Source organism: Pseudomonas sp. 58 R 12 (assembly GCF_900005865.1).
GTDB classification, from domain to species: Bacteria; Pseudomonadota; Gammaproteobacteria; order Pseudomonadales; family Pseudomonadaceae; genus Aquipseudomonas; species Aquipseudomonas tritici.
Map to the genome: position 1 here is coordinate 88,733 of NZ_CVTP01000013.1, position 17,832 is coordinate 106,564.

At 61.2% G+C, this 17,832-nt stretch carries 14 protein-coding genes; 13 read left to right on the plus strand and 1 reads right to left on the minus strand.

Going from position 1 to position 17,832, the window contains the following annotated elements:
- Positions 1–31 precede the first annotated feature (31 nt).
- The 9 genes from BFP95_RS06785 (at position 32) to BFP95_RS06825 (ending at position 8,081) form a co-directional block, all read left to right on the plus strand.
- Positions 32–1,237: a bifunctional cobalt-precorrin-7 (C(5))-methyltransferase/cobalt-precorrin-6B (C(15))-methyltransferase gene (locus BFP95_RS06785; protein WP_065909654.1), complete on the plus strand. Its 1,206-nt coding sequence runs from the start codon at positions 32–34 to the stop codon at positions 1,235–1,237.
- The gene (locus tag BFP95_RS06790; protein ID WP_065909656.1) at positions 1,234–1,959 is read left to right on the plus strand and encodes a cobalt-precorrin-6A reductase; all 726 of its coding nucleotides are present in this window, start codon (positions 1,234–1,236) and stop codon (positions 1,957–1,959) included. The genes BFP95_RS06785 and BFP95_RS06790 overlap by 4 nt, the downstream gene beginning before the upstream one ends.
- A 56-nt stretch (positions 1,960–2,015) precedes the next feature.
- The gene (locus BFP95_RS06795; protein WP_058423566.1) at positions 2,016–2,348 is read left to right on the plus strand and encodes a type II toxin-antitoxin system RelE/ParE family toxin; all 333 of its coding nucleotides are present in this window, start codon (positions 2,016–2,018) and stop codon (positions 2,346–2,348) included.
- Between the two features lie 5 nt (positions 2,349–2,353).
- On the plus strand, positions 2,354–2,677 hold the full coding sequence (locus BFP95_RS06800; protein ID WP_049710234.1) for a helix-turn-helix domain-containing transcriptional regulator: 324 nt from the start codon (positions 2,354–2,356) through the stop codon (positions 2,675–2,677).
- Between the two features lie 416 nt (positions 2,678–3,093).
- Positions 3,094–3,489: a DUF2946 domain-containing protein gene (locus BFP95_RS06805; protein WP_065874302.1), complete on the plus strand. Its 396-nt coding sequence runs from the start codon at positions 3,094–3,096 to the stop codon at positions 3,487–3,489.
- Between the two features lie 47 nt (positions 3,490–3,536).
- A complete protein-coding gene (locus tag BFP95_RS06810; protein ID WP_049710236.1) occupies positions 3,537–4,019 on the plus strand; it encodes a copper chaperone PCu(A)C in 483 nt (160 codons plus the stop codon).
- 11 nt (positions 4,020–4,030) lie between these two features.
- Positions 4,031–4,420, plus strand: a complete 390-nt coding sequence (locus BFP95_RS06815; protein WP_065909658.1) for a DUF2946 domain-containing protein — start codon at positions 4,031–4,033, stop codon at positions 4,418–4,420.
- A 93-nt stretch (positions 4,421–4,513) separates the two neighbouring features.
- The gene (locus BFP95_RS06820; RefSeq protein WP_065909660.1) at positions 4,514–6,583 is read left to right on the plus strand and encodes a TonB-dependent copper receptor; all 2,070 of its coding nucleotides are present in this window, start codon (positions 4,514–4,516) and stop codon (positions 6,581–6,583) included.
- A gap of 115 nt (positions 6,584–6,698) precedes the next feature.
- Positions 6,699–8,081 carry a PepSY-associated TM helix domain-containing protein gene (locus BFP95_RS06825; protein ID WP_065909662.1) on the plus strand — a complete coding sequence of 461 codons (1,383 nt, stop codon included), beginning with the start codon at positions 6,699–6,701 and terminating at the stop codon, positions 8,079–8,081.
- 18 nt (positions 8,082–8,099) lie between these two features.
- Here the strand turns inward: BFP95_RS06825 and BFP95_RS06830 are convergent, their stop codons facing one another.
- A complete protein-coding gene (locus tag BFP95_RS06830) occupies positions 8,100–12,707 on the minus strand; it encodes a DUF4329 domain-containing protein (RefSeq protein WP_065909663.1) in 4,608 nt (1,535 codons plus the stop codon).
- Between the two features lie 316 nt (positions 12,708–13,023).
- On the opposite strand from BFP95_RS06830, the gene urtA reads away from it, so the two are divergent.
- From urtA to urtD, 4 genes are all read left to right on the plus strand, one after another.
- The gene (gene urtA / locus BFP95_RS06835; protein WP_065874307.1) at positions 13,024–14,289 is read left to right on the plus strand and encodes an urea ABC transporter substrate-binding protein; all 1,266 of its coding nucleotides are present in this window, start codon (positions 13,024–13,026) and stop codon (positions 14,287–14,289) included.
- A gap of 142 nt (positions 14,290–14,431) precedes the next feature.
- A complete protein-coding gene (gene urtB / locus BFP95_RS06840; RefSeq protein ID WP_065879924.1) occupies positions 14,432–15,934 on the plus strand; it encodes an urea ABC transporter permease subunit UrtB in 1,503 nt (500 codons plus the stop codon).
- Positions 15,934–17,001, plus strand: coding sequence for an urea ABC transporter permease subunit UrtC (urtC, locus tag BFP95_RS06845; protein ID WP_065874309.1), 1,068 nt, complete (start codon positions 15,934–15,936; stop codon positions 16,999–17,001). Before urtB ends, urtC begins: the two co-directional genes overlap by 1 nt.
- On the plus strand, positions 16,998–17,831 hold the full coding sequence (gene urtD / locus BFP95_RS06850) for an urea ABC transporter ATP-binding protein UrtD (protein WP_162490584.1): 834 nt from the start codon (positions 16,998–17,000) through the stop codon (positions 17,829–17,831). Before urtC ends, urtD begins: the two co-directional genes overlap by 4 nt.
- Position 17,832: the final 1 nt, after the last annotated feature.

Genomic DNA, 17,832 nt, shown 5'->3' on the forward strand with positions numbered 1-17,832 from the left:
CTGCCCGTCGGATGTCGTTCAAGGAATTCATATGTCGCCCTGGCTGACGGTTGTAGGCATCGGTGAAGACGGCTTCAAGGGGCTGGGCAGGAATGCCCGGCATGCCCTGTTGCGCGCCACGCGGATTATAGGAGGTCAGCGCCAGTTGGACCTGTTGCCGGTGTGTATTCGTGGCGAGCGCCAGGTGTGGCCGAGCCCGTTTTCGCTGGAGCCGGTGCTGGCGCGGCGCGGGGAGCCGGTGTGTGTGCTGGCGAGTGGCGATCCGATGTTCTATGGCGTGGGGGCGAGTTTGGCGCGACAGGTGGCGGTGGATGAGTTGCTGATATTGCCGGCGCCTTCGTCGGTGTCCCTGGCGGCGGCGCGGCTGGGCTGGCCGTTGCAGGAGGTGGTGACGTTATCCGTGGTGGCGCGGCCGTTGGCGGCGCTGAATGCGCATCTGGCCAGTGGTGTGCGATTGTTGGTGTTGAGTAATGACGGTCGCAGCCCTGCGTTGATTGCCTCGTTGCTGGCTGAGTCCGGGTTCGGGCCGAGCCGGTTGAGCGTGTTTGAACACTTGGGCGGCACGGATGAGCGGCGTCTCGACGGGCTGGCGCAGGCGTGGGAACACAGCTTGGTCGCTGATTTGAATCTGGTCGCCATCGACTGCCTGGCCGACGCGAATACTGCGCGCCTGTCGCGCCTCGCCGGCCTGCCGGATTCGGCGTTCAAACATGACGGCCAACTGACCAAACGCGACGTGCGCGCCATGACCCTCGCCCGCCTCGCCCCGATGCCCGGCGAACTGCTGTGGGATGTGGGCGCGGGCAGCGGCTCCATTGGGATTGAATGGATGCGCGCTCATCCGAGCTGCCGTGCAGTGGCGATTGAAGGCGATGCGGGCCGCCAAGGCCTGATCGAACACAACCGCGACGCCCTTGGCGTGCCTGGCTTGCAACTGGTTCGCGGCAAGGCGCCCGATGCGCTTCTCGGCCTGGAAGCACCGGACGCGATCTTCATCGGCGGCGGCGTTACTCGCGAAGGCGTGCTCGACACCTGCTGGCAACACCTGCGGCCTGGGGGGCGATTGGTCGCCAACGCAGTGACCCTGCAAAGTGAAATGACCCTGACGGCTTGGCGCGCGCAGCACGGCGGCGAACTGACGCGCATCCATGTGGCGCAGGCTCAGCCGCTGGGGGAATTCGATACCTGGCGCCAGGCGTTGCCGATCACCTTGCTGGAAGTGGTCAAGCCGCTATGAAGCGCATCCTGCTGCTGGGCGGCGTGACTGAAGCGCTGGCTATCGCACGGACCTTGGGGCCGGAGCATATCTACAGCTTGGCCGGCGTTGGCCGCGTGCCTACTGATCTGACCTGCCAAGTGCGGGTCGGCGGTTACGGTGGCGCTGAGGGTTTGGCGCAGTTTGTTCGGGATGAGGCGATTAGCTTGATTCTCGATGCGACTCATCCGTATGCGGCGCAGATCAGCCGCAATGCCGCCGAGGCTGCGCAGTTAAGCCATGTGCCGTGCTGGGCGTTACGCCGACCGGCATGGCAGCCGCAGGCGGGGGATGATTGGCGCGAGGTGGGTGATTGGACCTCGTTGATCGAAGCGCTCAAACCCTTCAAACGCCCATTGTTCACGCTGGGGCGTGAGCCGTTGCAGCATCTCGACGAAATCCCGCCGGAGCAGTTCTGGACGTTGCGTGCGCTGGATGTGTATCCGGGGAATGAGCGGTGTGAAGTGATCGGCGCACGCGGACCGTTTCTGATTGAAGACGAACGGGCGCTATTTGAAAGACGGCAGATCGATGTGTTGATCAGCAAGAACAGCGGCAGCAGCGCAACCGAGCCGAAGTTGGAGGTGGCGCGGGAGCGCGGAGTACCGGTGTTGGTGTTGAAGCGGCCCGTGTTGGCTCAAGTAGATCGGGAACTCTCGTCGCCTGATGAAACACTCATCGCGTTGGCAAATTTCATTCGGTAAGTCAGGATCGCTCGCTTGCTTGATTAGTAACCTATTTGTTACCTTCAGGACGGCTAATGATTGAGATTGAAGAATACCGACGCGATAACCAGTCCAGCCCGTTCGATGAGTGGTTTTCATCCTTGAGTGTGCCGGCAGCCACCAGAGTTTCCACCGCTTTGGTTCGACTTGAAATGGGCAACACCAGCAACATCAAGTGGTTCGATGGGTTGGGCGAATACCGCATCGACTGGGGACCAGGCCTGCGAATCTATCTGATACAAGAAGCCCACCGACTAATCATCCTTTTCGGTGGTGGCGACAAGTCCAGTCAAAAGCGCGATATCAAAGTCGTGAAGTCGCTGATCAATGAACATCAGCGTGACAAGAAATTGAAACAACAGAGGTAACCGACATGGCGCTCACCCGCAGCTACAAACACACCATCGCCGAACGTGCTCAGCGCGACCCTGAATTTGCCCAGGCTCTCCTTGATGAGGCTGCTACGTTGTTTCTAAATGGTGAGCCGGAAGTTTCACGTGTCATTCTGCGTGATCTGGTCAACGCCACAGTAGGCTTTGAAGGCCTTGCGAAAGAAACGGCCAAACCGAGTAAAAGCCTGCACCGAATGCTGTCGGCCAGTGGCAATCCAAGCATGGATAACCTCGCGGCAATTTTTGCGGTGATTAGAAAAGCCCTGGGTGTTGATATGCAGGTCCACGGAGTTCCCACTGCATAATTTGCGGCCCTACGTCACCCATTGTGTCGACGCTGTCGACACAATGTAGTGAGCGGGCTTGTCCCGCGCTGGGCTGCGAAGCGGCCCCAATAAGGCCACCGCGCTTTTCAGGTAACACGCGATGCCAGGTTTTAGGGCCGCTTCGCAGCCCAGCGCGGGACAAGCCCGCTCACTACAAATTGCTCTTAAGCCATTAAAAAATGCGCAGATCCCGATGCCATCGCAGGCAAGCAAGCTCCCACAGGTTTGCGCAGCACCTTGAGCATCGCGCCCAATCTGCAAAAATTGGCAATCCGTGGTTCCCGTCTATCCTGTAACCAGTCACTGCGACACCAAACCACACCCACCCTTTTTACTTATCCCCACCGATCAGGCTAAATACCCCCCTGATCGTTTAACCCTACGGATTGTCCGCCATGGCCCGTCAACGCTTTGCAATCGCCTGGATCGCCTGCCTTGCAGTGCTGTTCAACGCCTTTGCCATGCCGATGGCCAGTGCGATGCAGCAAGCCGATGATCCGGTCAAGAGACTGCTCTGGGGCAGTTTCTGTTCCTCCAATGGCGCCAGCCTGAAGACCATTGCCCTGGGCACGCTGGAAATTCCGGCGCCACAACAGGACGATCACTCCACCATGCAGCATTGCTGGTGTTGCTCAGGCTCCGCGCCGTTGGTGGCGTTGCCGGGGCATGTGCCGCAGTTGTATGTCACGCGGTTCGAGGCGGTGCAAAACCTGCCGCAGCCCCCACTGCAAAACCCTACCCCGCGCCAGCAATGGCCGAGCCTCAACCCCCGTGCCTCTCCAACGGTCTGATCTTCTTCGCAAGTGAACTGCGTTTAGAACCGTTCTGGAGAACTGCCATGCTCAAATCTTCCCTGCTTCTGGCTGCGTTGTTGCTGCCGGTGTTCAGTGCTGCCAATGCCGATGACTACAAGGCCGGCGACCTGTTGGTCAGCGATCCCTGGTCCCAGGAATTGCCGCCCAACGCGCCGACTGTTGCGGCGTACTTCGTGATTCATAACACCGGTGCTACCCCGGACCGTCTGCTCAGCGTCGAGACGCCAGTGGCCGACAAGGCCGAGCTGCATGAGCATGTGATGCAGGGCGACCTGATGAAGATGCAGCAGGTGCCCAGCGTCGCCGTACCTGCAAAAGGCGAGCTGACCTTTGCGCCGATGGCGTATCACGTGATGCTGCTCGGCCTCAAAGACCGCAGCCTGTTGGCCGACGGCAAGCAATTCCCGCTGACCCTCACCTTCGAAAAGGCCGGCAAGGTCGAGGTGGAAGTGTCGGTGCAGAAGGTGCCGCCAATGGCCACACACGAGCATAAACACGCCCAATAGGCAGACTCCAGATGGGCGCCCCTCGCGCCAGGCTGTCTCCACGCCACCGCGTAATGCGCGGCAGTTGGATCAGCCTGTTCGCCATGCTGATGATCTTTATCGGTCCGCTGATTTCCCAAGCGATGCCGATGGATCATCACGCCGGCATGTCGATGGAAATGCCGATGGACCATGGCGATTCCCATCACAAAAAGGCCGCTGACGAACACCACGCCCTCTGGTCCAAGTGCGGCTATTGCGACCTGCTCTACAGCTGCCCCGCCCTGCCTGGCGGCATTTCAACGTTCACCCTAAGCAGCCCGGCACCTGCCAACGCCCTCACCGCCGCCACGCGCCTGGGCCACGCCCGGCAGAGCATCTTCCCCGGCGCCCGCAGTCGCGCGCCGCCCATCGCCTCGTAAGCACTTAGCACCGTTACTTCACCCCGGCCGACTTTAGACAGACAGCCGCAGGCTGCTGGCCGTGTTGTTTACGATTGATTGATGGAATTTGTCATGTCCAGGTTTTCTGCTGACACCCGTTTGGGAAGCACTCCTGTGTTCGCCGTTCTATGCGGCGCTCTTCTGGTTCCACAGGCGCATGCCGATGAGCACGCCGAGCACGAGCTCACCCCCACCGTCATCACCGCGATCGCCCCCAGCTCGCCGCTGACCGTGGTCACCAACCCCAAGGACCCGCGTCAACCGGTGCCCGCCAGTGACGGCGGTGACTACCTCAAGACCATCCCGGGCTTTGCGCTGGTGCGCAACGGCGGCACCAACGGCGACCCGGTGCTGCGCGGGATGTTCGGCTCACGCCTGAATATCCTCACCAATGGCAGCATGATGCTCGGCGCCTGCCCCGGCCGTATGGATGCGCCCACCTCGTACATCTCGCCGGAAACCTACGACAAGCTCACCGTGATCAAAGGCCCGCAAACCGTGCTCTGGGGCCCCGGCGCATCCGCTGGCACCGTGTTGTTCGAGCGCGAGCCGGAGCAGTTCGGCGAGTTGGGCACGCGCCTCAACGCCAGTGTGCTGGCCGGTTCCAACGGACGCTTCGACAAGGTCATCGATGCCGCCGCCGGTGGGCCGCTGGGCTATGTACGGGTAATTGGCAACCAGGCGCATGCCGATGACTACAAGGACAGCAACAACGACACCGTCGCCTCGCGCTACGACAAGTGGAACGGTGATGTAGCCGTCGGTTTCACCCCCGACGCCGACACCCTGCTGGAACTCACCGCCGGCCGTGGCGATGGCGAGGCACGCTACGCCGGGCGCGGTATGGACGGTTCGCAGTTCCTGCGCGAAAGCCTGGGGCTGCGTTTCGAAAAATCCAACATCGGCGACGTGCTGGATAAGGTCGAGGCCCAGGTCTACTACAACTACGCTGACCACGTGATGGACAACTACAGCCTGCGCACACCGTCGGGCACCGGCATGATGGCCGGGCCGATGGCCTCCAACGTCGACCGGCGTACCCTCGGCGCGCGGATCAAGGCCACCTGGCGCTGGGCCGATGTGCAACTGATCAGCGGCCTGGACGCGCAGACCAACGAACACCGCCAGCGCAGCAGCATGGGCATCGACACCTACAAGGATCTCCCCAAGGTCAAGGACGCCAACTTCCACAACTACGGCGTGTTCGGCGAACTCACGTGGTACGCCGCCGACCGCGATCGCCTGATCACTGGCGCACGCCTGGATCGTGCCTCGGCCAAGGACTTCCGGCAAACCACCGGCTCCGGCATGAACACTCGCGCCAACCCGACCGCCGACGACACCCGCGCCGATACCCTGCCGTCCGGCTTTATGCGCTATGAACACGACCTGGCCGACAGCCCTACCACCCTCTACGCGGGCCTGGGCCACTCGGAGCGTTTCCCGGATTACTGGGAGCTGTTTTCCCCCAACACCGGCGCGGCGGGTTCGGTGAATGCCTTTGACGGCGTAAAGCCAGAGAAAACCACCCAGCTCGACTTCGGCGCGCAATACAAAGCCGAGGCGCTTGAAGCCTGGGCCTCGGGCTACATCGGCCGGGTGCAGGACTTCATCCTGTTCGACTACAGGCCAGGGATGATGGGCACCACCTCCCAGGCGCGCAACGTCGACGCCCGCATCATGGGCGGTGAACTGGGCGCGGCGTACAAACTGACGCGCCATTGGAAGGCCGACGCCACCCTCGCCTACGCCTGGGGCAAGAACAGCAGCGACGGCAAGGCGCTGCCGCAAATGCCGCCGTTGGACGCACGCCTGGGCCTCACCTACAGCGAGGACAACTGGAGTGCCGGCGCCCTGTGGCGCGTGGTCGCCGCGCAGAACCGCATCGATCAGAACAAGGGCAACGTGGTCGGCAAGGACTTCGACAAGAGCGGCGGCTTTGGCGTGTTCTCGTTGAACGCGGCGTACCGCATCAACAAGCACTTCAAGGTCAGCAGCGGCGTCGACAACCTGTTTGGCAAGGCCTACGCCGAGCACTTGAACCTGGCCGGCAATGCCGGGTTCGGCTACCCGGCCAATGACCCGCAGGCCATCAAGGAGCCTGGTCGCACCCTGTGGACCAAGGTGGACATGAGCTTCTAAAAGCATCGCAGGCAAGCCTGCTCCCACAGGCGAAATGCATCCACCTGTGGGAGCGGGCTGGCCCGCGATAGCGGCATACCTGACGACAAAAATTAAAGCCTTTGCGGAGCACCTGATGACCACTCAAAAAATTTCCTTCTACAACCTGGCCTGGCGCTGGCACTTCTACGCCGGCCTCTTCGTCGCGCCTTTCATGGTGCTGCTGGCCCTCACCGGCATCATCTACCTGTTCAAACCCCAGCTCGACCCGCTGATGTACGGCAACCTGCTCACCGTACCCGCCGCCGAACACGCCCTGAGCGCCGACGAACAACTGCAACGCGCCAAGGCCGCTTACCCTCAGGGCGCCATCAGCAAATACCTGCCGCCGGCCAACGCCACCAGCAGCGCGCAGTTCGTGATGCATAACGGCGGCCACGAAGTAACGATCTTCGTCGACCCGTATCGCGGCACCGTGCTCGGTGAGCAGGACGCCAAATACAACCTGCAAGCCATCGCCCGCGCGCTGCACGGCGAGCTGATGATCGGCACCGTCGGCGACCGCCTGGTGGAACTCGCCGCCGGTTGGGGCGTGATGCTGGTGGTGTCGGGCCTGTACCTGTGGTGGCCGCGCGGCAAGTCTTCGGCAGGCGTTTTGTGGCCGCGGTTCAGCAGTCGTGGCCGGGTGTTCTGGCGCGACATGCATGCGGTCACCGGCTTCTGGGGCGCGTCACTGTTGCTGGTGATGCTGCTCAGCGGCATGACCTGGACCGGCTTCTGGGGCAAGCAATACGCCGACCTGTGGAACAGGTTCCCGGCGGCCATGTGGAACAACGTGCCGCAGTCCGACCAGCAGGCGCGAGCACTCAATACCGCAACGCAACAGACCGTGCCCTGGGCCATGGAAAACACCCCTATGCCCATGTCCGGCGACCACGCGGAGCACATGAATCACGGCGCGATGCACTCCGCGCCGGCCGCGCCCACCTTGCGCCTGCAACAGGTGGTCGACCTGGCCACCGCGAGCAAGGTCGAGCCCGGCTACAGCATCACCTTCCCCACCACCGCCGAAGGCGTGTTCACCGTTGCGGTGTTCGCCAACGATCCGCGCAACGACGCCACCCTGCATGTGGACCAGTACACCGGCAAGGTGCTCGCCGATGTGCGTTGGGAGCACTACAACCTGGTCGCCCGCGCCACCGAAACCGGCGTGATGCTGCACGAAGGCAAGATGTTCGGCCCGGTCAACCAGATCATCGTGTTGCTGATCTGCCTGATGATCCTGCTCAGTGCCGTCAGCGGTGTAGTGATCTGGTGGAAGCGCCGGCCACAGGGCGGCCTGGGGGTTCCGCCGTTACGCCATGACCTGCCGAGATGGAAAACCGCGATGGTGATCATGCTCGGGCTGGCGATCATTTTTCCGCTGGTGGGTGCATCGCTGATCGTCGTGTGGGCGCTGGATCGCCTGGTGCTGTCACGCTTTTTTGGCCAGCATCAATCGGTCTCAGGTTCACGATGAAGCGCACAAACGCCGTCATCAAAGCTCATCTTTTTGATGGCCATACCAGGGCTCGCCTACATCCGGATCTATCGCGGCCCATTCATCACCCAACGGCCCACGTTTTCTCCAGAACGTATCAGTGACCAGCACCGACAGGCTGCCCAGTTGCCTCAAACGACTGACCAGCGCACTCGGGGAAGGCGCTGGCCGGGCACTGAGTATCGTCGACTCGGCCGCCGTCAGCGCCGGTATGTACTTGAGCAGGGCACCATGCTGGCAGGACAGGTAAATACGCTCGGCGTCGGGCTGGTTACTCAGCACCACAGACAGGTAGCGGTTCAGTACGTCGCTGGAGATAAAATTAGGTAACAGGACGAGGTCAAGCGGCTTGAGATTGGGCTTCGACGGGATGGACTTGTAGAAGGCATGCACCGCCGCAACTTTGTAATTGCGCAGCACATTCTCAGCCGGTACGTCGAACCCGGCATGCCCCGTCCAGAACAGCAACTCCAGCGTACTGTTACCAAAACCGGGGCTGTCCTCCACGGGATCGATCGCGACAAACCCGGTCATTTTCGGAGGCATCAGCACCGCGCCTAGGTACGTTTTACCGGCAAAGGGCGCGATCAAACGCTGAGCGTAACGGGCTGCGTCATCGGCATAAAAAAACAACGGCCCGCAGAATGAATGGAAATGGGGGTCGGCAGTGAACGAATGCGGCGGCCGCTTGGGCCACCATAGCGTCGTGACCTGCTCCTTGCGCCCCCATATTTCACTGGTGACCCGGATGCGCAAATCCCCCATGGCTGCCAGCCGGCGCACATAGTCGAGTACGGTTAACGAGCCCTCGCGCAGTCGCGCCGAATCGTGGCTCACATTGCTTGCCCATTCGGACACGGGCGCGCTCTTGGGCACGGTATACCAAAGCAGTGCACGGTCAGCGCATAGCAGGTACAGCGGCAATGCCTCGCCGTTGCGTGGCGTCGTCATGAATGACAACGCTTTGGAGATGGCCGGCGGCGCAAAGAAGTGCTGGGCCATTTCATCGTCAGCGGCAGCGATGGTTTCGGTCGACGCGCACAAGTACAAACCCGCCAACACATAGCCTTGGGGTAGTTGGCCCTTGACAAAGACCGGTTTCAAATCGTCATAACGGTCTCTGACAAGCGGCAGGGTCGTCATGTACAGCTCCTTGCCAAACGCCTTGAGCACATAACCGACGGCAACCTGAGCCTGTGCGTTCCAATTACGGTAGACATGCCGAACCGCATCGAGTGCGCGGGTAAAGATCGGGCCGCACGGTGAGTCGGCTTCAGCATCGCGCACCTCCAATGGGCCAGCGCGGTACTGATTCGGCACAAACCCGATTTGTATCCGTCTGGGACTGCCCCACACTGCATTGCCTTCCACCACACGCAAATTGCCGGCCCGTGCCACTTGATCGATAAATGCCTGCGGTAGCAGTGCTCCACTGCGCAGTTGTCGTTCGATGGGGTTATCACTCAAGTCGCCAGCGCCAGGGGTTGTAGCGACCAACTTGTTTCTCAACAGCGCTTCCTCGACATCGCCCGTCAACTGATAACTGAGGATCGTGCCATTTGGCCCGAACACATACTGGCGTTTAACGTGCGCTTCACGGGTCAGCAGCCTGCCCAAAACCGCCGTGGGGATCATGCTTTGATAAAGGACTTTTTGAGAAGCCGACAACAGTATCTGCACCTCCTGTTCCATCCGGGACTGGTAGAAAGCCGCAAGGGTCGCGCCCCCTGGATAGAGCCCAGTCGCAATCACGGGGTCAGGGTAGATCCACTCCAGTGTTGGGCCTTGAGCCGGGACCACCAACGGTTCAGTCGCCACAAACAGGCCATTGGTCAGCCTGAGGATGACGCCACCGTAGGTCCGGCGCTGCCTGCTGCCGACCGCAACCGCGGCATGGCGTGCCGCATCATCCGGTGAGGCAAACGCCGGGCTCAGGCGTCGAGGCGTCAGCGTTTCATAGCCACTCCACGTCGGCTTGACCTGCCCGCTCCTATCCCAGAGCTGACTGCCGCGCACCACGTAAAGCATGCCCTTGGCGATCCATTCCTGAACAAACTCCAACGCCGTTTTCTTGCCGGACTCCAACTGCGTGCTTGCGATCCCCAGCACGTTGTCCGCCAGGCCTCCGGCTTTCACGTCGATCAATGATGGCTGATAGCGCAAAAGCGCACCGTCAAGGTTGGAAAAGTAAACCGGCAGACTCTGTGCTCTATCGCGCAGGCCTTCGGTCAACGCGACCAGCAACACTTCCGGCGTAACAAAATACTGCGTCAACCACGCATTCGCCCCCTTCAGCCACGGCGGCGACCAATGCTGCGACCGGAACAAGGCGTGCATCTCATAGCCCTCGGGCAATATCGGTTCATTACGTAGGTTGCGAGCGAACAAGCGATTGAACTCAAACAGCGCACCTGCGTTGACGGCGCCCACCGCTTCGGTCGCAATGTACTGCGGCAGGTCTTTATGCTTAAGGATGTACGCATAGCAGGCCGGCTCGGGAACTGTGCGTTCCTGCAAACGCGCATGCAGGTTACGCGCAGCATCATCGCCACTGGAGAACACCGCACTATAGAGGACGTAATCGAGTGGTCCGAACCTGGGTGCATAGGTGAAGTTAGGCGACCAATCACTGTAGACAACCCCACGTGGGCCCCACAACGTGTTGCCCTGGATGATTTTGAACTCCCCTGCAACCGCCAGTCGCCGCACCCAATCAGCCGGCCTGATCACACCGCGATCGAGTCGCCGCCCGAGTCGGTTCTCCCCGGCCGGAGGGCCAATATTGGCCAGCAGCAACTGTTCCTGAGGCGAATTGGTCGGCGCGTACTCCAACAAACAATCCTGCGCCCCGGACAGGTAGGCCACCCGTTCATCCGAGATGATCGAGTACATCTCGTCATCGGAAAACACTTGCAGGTTGATCAGCGCTTCTTCCTGCGTCCAGCCACGTTGCATGACCCAGTTCGGATGGACCATCGACAGCGCCGTATGCGAGCCGTAGCGTGCGTGCAGCTCATAATCCTCCATCGGGATCAGCGCCCCTTGGTCACCCACGGGAAAAAACAGCGTGGACGAAAACGGATGTCCCATGCTTTGCAGGGGCGGCGTGACCACGAAACGGCCGTCTGCCCCCTTGAGCACATACCCGCCGTAATAGAGGCTGCGTCGGCTGCCGATTTGTTCATGGGCGTGCAGAGCCGCATCACGAGCGCTGAGAAACGAGCGCCCAAAGGCCTGCGGATACTTCGGGGCCAACAGCGGCGAGTGCGTATCCACGCGCCCAACATCACGCCATAAGTTACCCGCCTGCACCACCCACAGCTCAGTGGCTTGGATCACCCTGCGTAAATAGTTGCGCGGTGTCAGCGTACCGGCGACCAGTGCAGCCCGGGCGCCGTTGTCACTGATTAGGCCGTCGCTATCTGGCTTGAACAGCTCGGTGACCAGTGCTGTCGACGGCACCTTGAGCTTGAGCAACGCGTCGTCATGGGCACGCATGTAGAGGTCAAGACCGCGGCTGGGGTTTTGCAGGGCCAGCGTACTTTGCCCCTGACGAATAGCGGCCACCACTTGTGCAGGAGAAAAGAACGCGCTGGCCAGCCAGCGCTCTTTCGCCGCCACGGCATCCTTCTCGTACCAGTCGTTGAAGTAAATGGCCTCCAGACGATACTGGGCAGGCAACACCAACACGCCGCCAGGCCCCTTTGGAAACAATGCATCCAGCGCAAACAAAGGCTCACGCTTGGGCGACGCGATGGTCGCGATAAAACGGTCTTCGCTGATGTGCTTGAGCACAACGCCAACGCGCGGCTCCGTAGGCTGTGCCGACGGTGAAGAGAGCGCTGCCGCCAGCGCCAACGGCGCCTGGGCAAAGACGGCAGTGAACAGTGGCTGCTCGGTCAGCGCTGACGACGAAAAAGGTTCGAATACCACCCAATCGGCCGGTACTCGGCCAACGGAGCCGCCCCACAACGCGGTGGGCACAATCAAGCTCAAGGAGCCGAACGTGGCTATTTTTTTGACGAACTCATCAAACCCGCCATACACCCCCACCGGGCTATTGGGCGGCTTCCCAGCCTGCACCCACAAGGCAAAACTGAATTCTGCCGGCGTACCGGAGGGGGTATGGCGGATCAGCGAGCCATCCGGCCCGGACAAGTAGGACGATGGGAAAAAGTCGCGATCATGCACATCCCGGTAAAAGTCCGTGCTAGACAAAAAACCCAGAAACGCTTTGGCCATGCGCTCATCAAAACTGGCGTTTCTTTGGAGAATCAACTCATGCTGCGCAGGGTGTGAGTGGTAGCTGGCGACACAGGTATAGCCCGCTGGCTGAAGATAGTAGCCATCGGCGCTGATGCCCAATACCGCGCGCAGATCAAACTGCATACCCGCCCCCGCCACCGGCTGGGTCGCGAAATAGTCACCGGCGGAACTGCGCACAATCACCCCACCGTACTCGACATCGCGCCGGTCGCCGATTGCCTGGTGTGCCCAGTAGGCGGCGTCCGCTTCATTCACAAACGCAGGGCTCAGCGGCGGCAGCTTGGCCGCCCCCCGGTTCGAACTCGCAGCGCGTTCTTCACGTGACAATCTGATAGCCATTTCAACTCCTTGAAAGAATGCCTGGGCATAGCGCCCGGCCCCTCATTCTTAGGGCGGGGCGCGTCTTTCAATCGGTAGATAAGTAGCCTGCGGGATCAGCGCTCACCGTTGTCCGGCGTTGGCAGCACGCACCATTACGGCACAGACCCGTGCCCACCCGCTGCAACCGGGAGCCACATTGGTGCGCTAGCAACCTTGCGCTACCCCGCCACGCCATCTGTTCAAGGCTTTTGCGACTTCGGCACACCCCTTGCTATCACCTCTGCAACGTCCCTCATCTGCCACCCATAAAAATATCGGTCACGGAGATCGCACCATGAAGCGTCGCAGCTTGATCAAGGCTTTCACTCTTTCGGCATCCATCGCCGCCATGGGCATGACCTGGACGATCCAGGCTGCCGAGACCATCAAGGTCGGCATCCTGCATTCGCTGTCCGGCACCATGGCGATCTCCGAAACGTCGCTCAAAGACATGGCATTGATGACCATCGACGAGATCAACGCCAAGGGTGGGGTAAACGGAAAGATGCTCGAACCTGTGGTCGTCGACCCGGCGTCGAACTGGCCGCTGTTCGCCGAGAAAGGCCGACAGTTGCTGACCCAGGACAAGGTCGCCGTGGTGTTCGGTTGCTGGACCTCGGTGTCGCGTAAATCGGTATTGCCGGTGTTCGAAGAGCTCAACGGCCTGCTGTTCTACCCGGTTCAATACGAGGGCGAAGAGATGTCGCCAAACGTGTTCTATACCGGTGCGGCGCCGAACCAGCAGGCGATTCCGGCAGTGGAATACCTAATGAGCGAAGAAGGCGGCAGCGCCAAACGCTTCTTCCTGCTGGGCACCGACTACGTGTACCCACGCACCACCAATAAAATCCTGCGCTCGTTCCTGCATTCCAAAGGCGTAGCGGATAAAGATATCGAAGAGGTCTACACCCCGTTCGGCCATGCCGATTACCAAACCATCGTGGCCAACATCAAAAAATTCTCGGCGGGCGGCAAGACCGCTGTGATCTCCACCGTAAACGGCGACTCCAACGTGCCGTTCTATAAGGAACTGGCCAACCAGGGTTTGAAAGCCACCGACGTACCCGTGGTGGCGTTCTCGGTGGGTGAAGAAGAACTGCGCGGCATCGACACCAAGCCGCTGGTGGGCAACCTCGCTGCCTGGAACTACTTCCAGTCGGTGGAGAACCCGGTCAACAAGAAATTTGTCGCCGACTGGAAAGCCTACGCGAAGAAACACAACCTGCCGGGCGCCGACAAAGCCGTGACCAACGACCCGATGGAAGCCACCTACGTGGGCATCCATATGTGGGCGCAGGCGGCTGAAAAAGCCAAGTCCACCGACGTCGACAAAGTGCGTGAAGCACTGGCCGGGCAGACCTTTGCTGCGCCGTCCGGCTTCACCCTGACCATGGACAAGACCAACCATCACCTGCACAAGCCAGTGATGATCGGCGAGATCCAGGCTGACGGGCAGTTCTCGGTGGTGTGGCAGACCCAGGAACCGATCCGGGCGCAGCCGTGGAGCCCGTACATTCCGGGGAATGACAAGAAGCCGGATTATGCCGTGAAGAGCAACTGATCCGAGGGGTGTCGGCACTTGAGTGCAGACACACACCCTGTGGGAGCTGGCTTGCCTGCGATGCAGACGACTCGGTTTGTCTGATGTACCGCTATCGCAGGCAAGCCAGGCTCCCACATTAGTTCGAGCAAGGCCCACGAATATGCCCACTGCCTTCTACCGCTTCATCCTGGCTACCCTGCTGTTGCTGCCTTTCGCCGCACACGCCAGCGACGCCGAAGACTTCCTGTCTGCCAACCCGACCCAACAAGCCAAGCTCCTGCAGGACTGGGCTGCGCAGCCTGACCCGGCGCGTATCGAGTTGGTGGACGCCTTGCAACAAGGCCAACTCACCGTCAACGGCGAGACCAAAACCGTCCGCCTGAACAACCGTCTGCGCGGCTTGATCGACAACGTACGGGCCAGCCAGCAACTGCTCGCCGCCGACCCCAAGGTGCGCCTCGCCGCCGCGCAAACCCTGCAAAAAAGCGCGCAACCTGCGCAGCTGAAATTCCTCGACCAGCAGGTCGCCGCCGAAACAGATGAGGACGTGCACACGGCACTCAGCCTGGCGTTGGCCAATCTGCAACTGGTCGACCCTGATCCCGTGGTGCGCCTTGCCGCTGTGCGCTTACTCGGCAACACCGGCGACCCACTGGCCCGCACCCGCCTTGAGGCGCTGCTGGCACCAGGCGTCGAAACCGATGCCGCCGTGCACACCGCCGCCGAAACCAGCCTGGCCCAGGTCAAACGCAAGTTGATGGTCGGCGAGCTCCTCGGCCAGGCCTTCAGCGGCATGTCCCTGGGCTCGATTCTGTTGCTGGCGGCCCTGGGCCTGGCGATCACCTTCGGCCTGCTCGGCGTGATCAATATGGCCCACGGCGAGATGCTGATGCTCGGCGCCTACTCCACGTATGTGGTGCAAATGCTGATGCAGCGCTACGTGCCGCAAGCCATTGAGTTCTACCCGCTGATCGCGCTGCCGGTGGCGTTTTTTGTCACCGCTGCCATCGGCATGGCGCTGGAGCGCACGGTGATTCGTCACCTGTACGGTCGGCCGCTGGAAACCCTGCTGGCCACCTGGGGCATCAGCCTGATGCTGATCCAGTTGGTGCGCCTGGTGTTCGGCGCGCAGAACGTCGAAGTGTCCAACCCCGAATGGCTGTCGGGCGGGATTCAAGTGCTGCCCAACCTCGTGCTGCCGTACAACCGCATTGTGATCATCGCTTTCGCATTGTGCGTGGTGGTGCTGACCTGGCTGCTGCTGAACAAGACTCGCCTGGGCCTCAACGTGCGTGCCGTGACCCAGAACCGCAACATGGCCGCGTGCTGCGGCGTACCGACAGGCCGCGTGGACATGCTCGCGTTTGGCCTGGGTTCCGGCATTGCCGGGTTGGGCGGTGTGGCGCTGAGTCAGATCGGCAACGTCGGCCCGGACCTGGGCCAGAGCTACATCATCGACTCGTTCCTCGTCGTGGTGCTCGGCGGCGTCGGCCAGTTGGCCGGGAGTGTCATGGCCGCCTTCGGGCTGGGCATCGCCAACAAGATTCTGGAACCACAGATCGGTGCCGTGCTCGGCAAAATCCTGATCCTCGCGCTGATCATTCTGTTTATCCAGAAACGCCCGCAGGGACTCTTCGCACTGAAAGGACGGGTGATCGACTGATGAACCAGCCATTGATGCTTACGGCCGCGCAAAAGGCCGGCCCCAAGGTGACGATTGCCGTCGGCGCAGTGATCCTGATCCTGCTGCTGGCGCTGCCGTTGTGTTCCTTGCTGTCACCGGAAAACCCGCTGCATGTGTCGGCCTACACCCTGACGCTGGTGGGCAAGATCCTCTGCTACGCCATCGTCGCCCTCGCGCTGGACCTGGTGTGGGGCTATGCCGGTATGTTGTCTCTCGGCCACGGTTTGTTCTTTGCCCTGGGCGGCTATGCGATGGGCATGTACTTGATGCGCCAGGCGTCCGGCGATGAGTTGCCGGCGTTCATGACCTTCCTCTCGTGGACGGAATTGCCCTGGTACTGGGTCGGCACCGAGCACTTCCTCTGGGCCATGTGCCTGGTGGTGCTGGCGCCTGGTCTGCTGGCACTGGTCTTTGGTTTCTTCGCCTTCCGCTCGCGGATCAAGGGCGTGTATTTCTCGATCATGACCCAGGCCCTGACCTTCGCCGGGATGCTCCTGTTTTTCCGCAACGAGACTGGTTTTGGCGGCAACAACGGCTTCACCAATTTCCGCAGCATTCTCGGCTTTGGGATTACCGAGCCGGGCACGCGGGCAGTGTTGTTTGTGGCAACGGTGCTGCTGCTGGTGGCGAGCCTGTACATCGGCTGGCGCCTGGCCAAGAGCAAGTTCGGTCGGGTGCTGACCGCCTTGCGCGACGCCGAGAACCGCCTGATGTTCTGCGGCTACGACCCACGTGGCTTCAAGCTGTTCGTGTGGGTGTTGAGCGCGGTGTTGTGTGGGTTGGCCGGGGCGCTGTATGTGCCACAAGTGGGCATCATCAACCCCAGTGAAATGTCGCCGACCAACTCGATTGAAGCGGCGGTGTGGGTGGCCTTGGGCGGGCGAGGGACGTTGATCGGCCCGCTGCTGGGCGCAGGGGTGGTGAATGGCATGAAGAGCTGGTTCACCGTGGCCTTCCCGGAATATTGGCTGTTCTTCCTCGGGGCGCTGTTCATCATCGTCACCCTGTACCTGCCCAAGGGCGTTATCGGTCTGCTGAAGAAATGAGGAACGTCATGCTTGAACCTATTTTCGACGCAGGCAGCGGCCGCGATGCCATCGGCATTGGCCAGGCCGCCGGCAAGGGCCTGAACACCCGCCACGGCACCATCCTGACCCTGGAAGACATCAGCGTCAGCTTCGATGGCTTCAAGGCACTCAACGATTTGAACCTGTACATCGGCGTCGGCGAATTGCGCTGCATCATCGGCCCCAACGGCGCGGGCAAGACCACGCTGATGGACGTGATCACCGGCAAGACTCGCCCCAGCCATGGCACCGCCTGGTTTGGCGAAAACCTCGACCTCACCGGTATGAGCGAAGTGCAGATCGCCCAGGCTGGCATTGGGCGCAAGTTCCAGAAGCCCACGGTATTCGAAGCCCTGAGCGTGTTTGAAAACCTGGAGCTGGCGCAGAAGACCGATAAATCGGTGTGGGCCAGCCTGCGCGCACGCCTGAGCGGTGAGCAGAAGGACCGTATCGATGAAGTGCTCGACACCATTCGTCTCACCGCTTCGGCACAGCGCCCGGCCGGCTTGCTGTCCCACGGCCAGAAGCAGTTCCTGGAGATCGGCATGCTCCTGATGCAAGACCCGCAACTGCTGCTGTTGGACGAGCCGGTAGCGGGCATGACCGACGCCGAAACCGAATTCACCGCCGAACTGTTCAAGCGCCTGGCGGGCAAGCACTCGCTGATGGTGGTGGAACATGACATGGGGTTTGTCGGCTCGATTGCCGACCACGTGACCGTGTTGCACCAAGGCAGCGTGCTGGCCGAAGGGTCGCTGGAGCAGGTGCAGGAAAATGAGCGGGTGATCGAGGTCTATCTCGGTCGCTGAG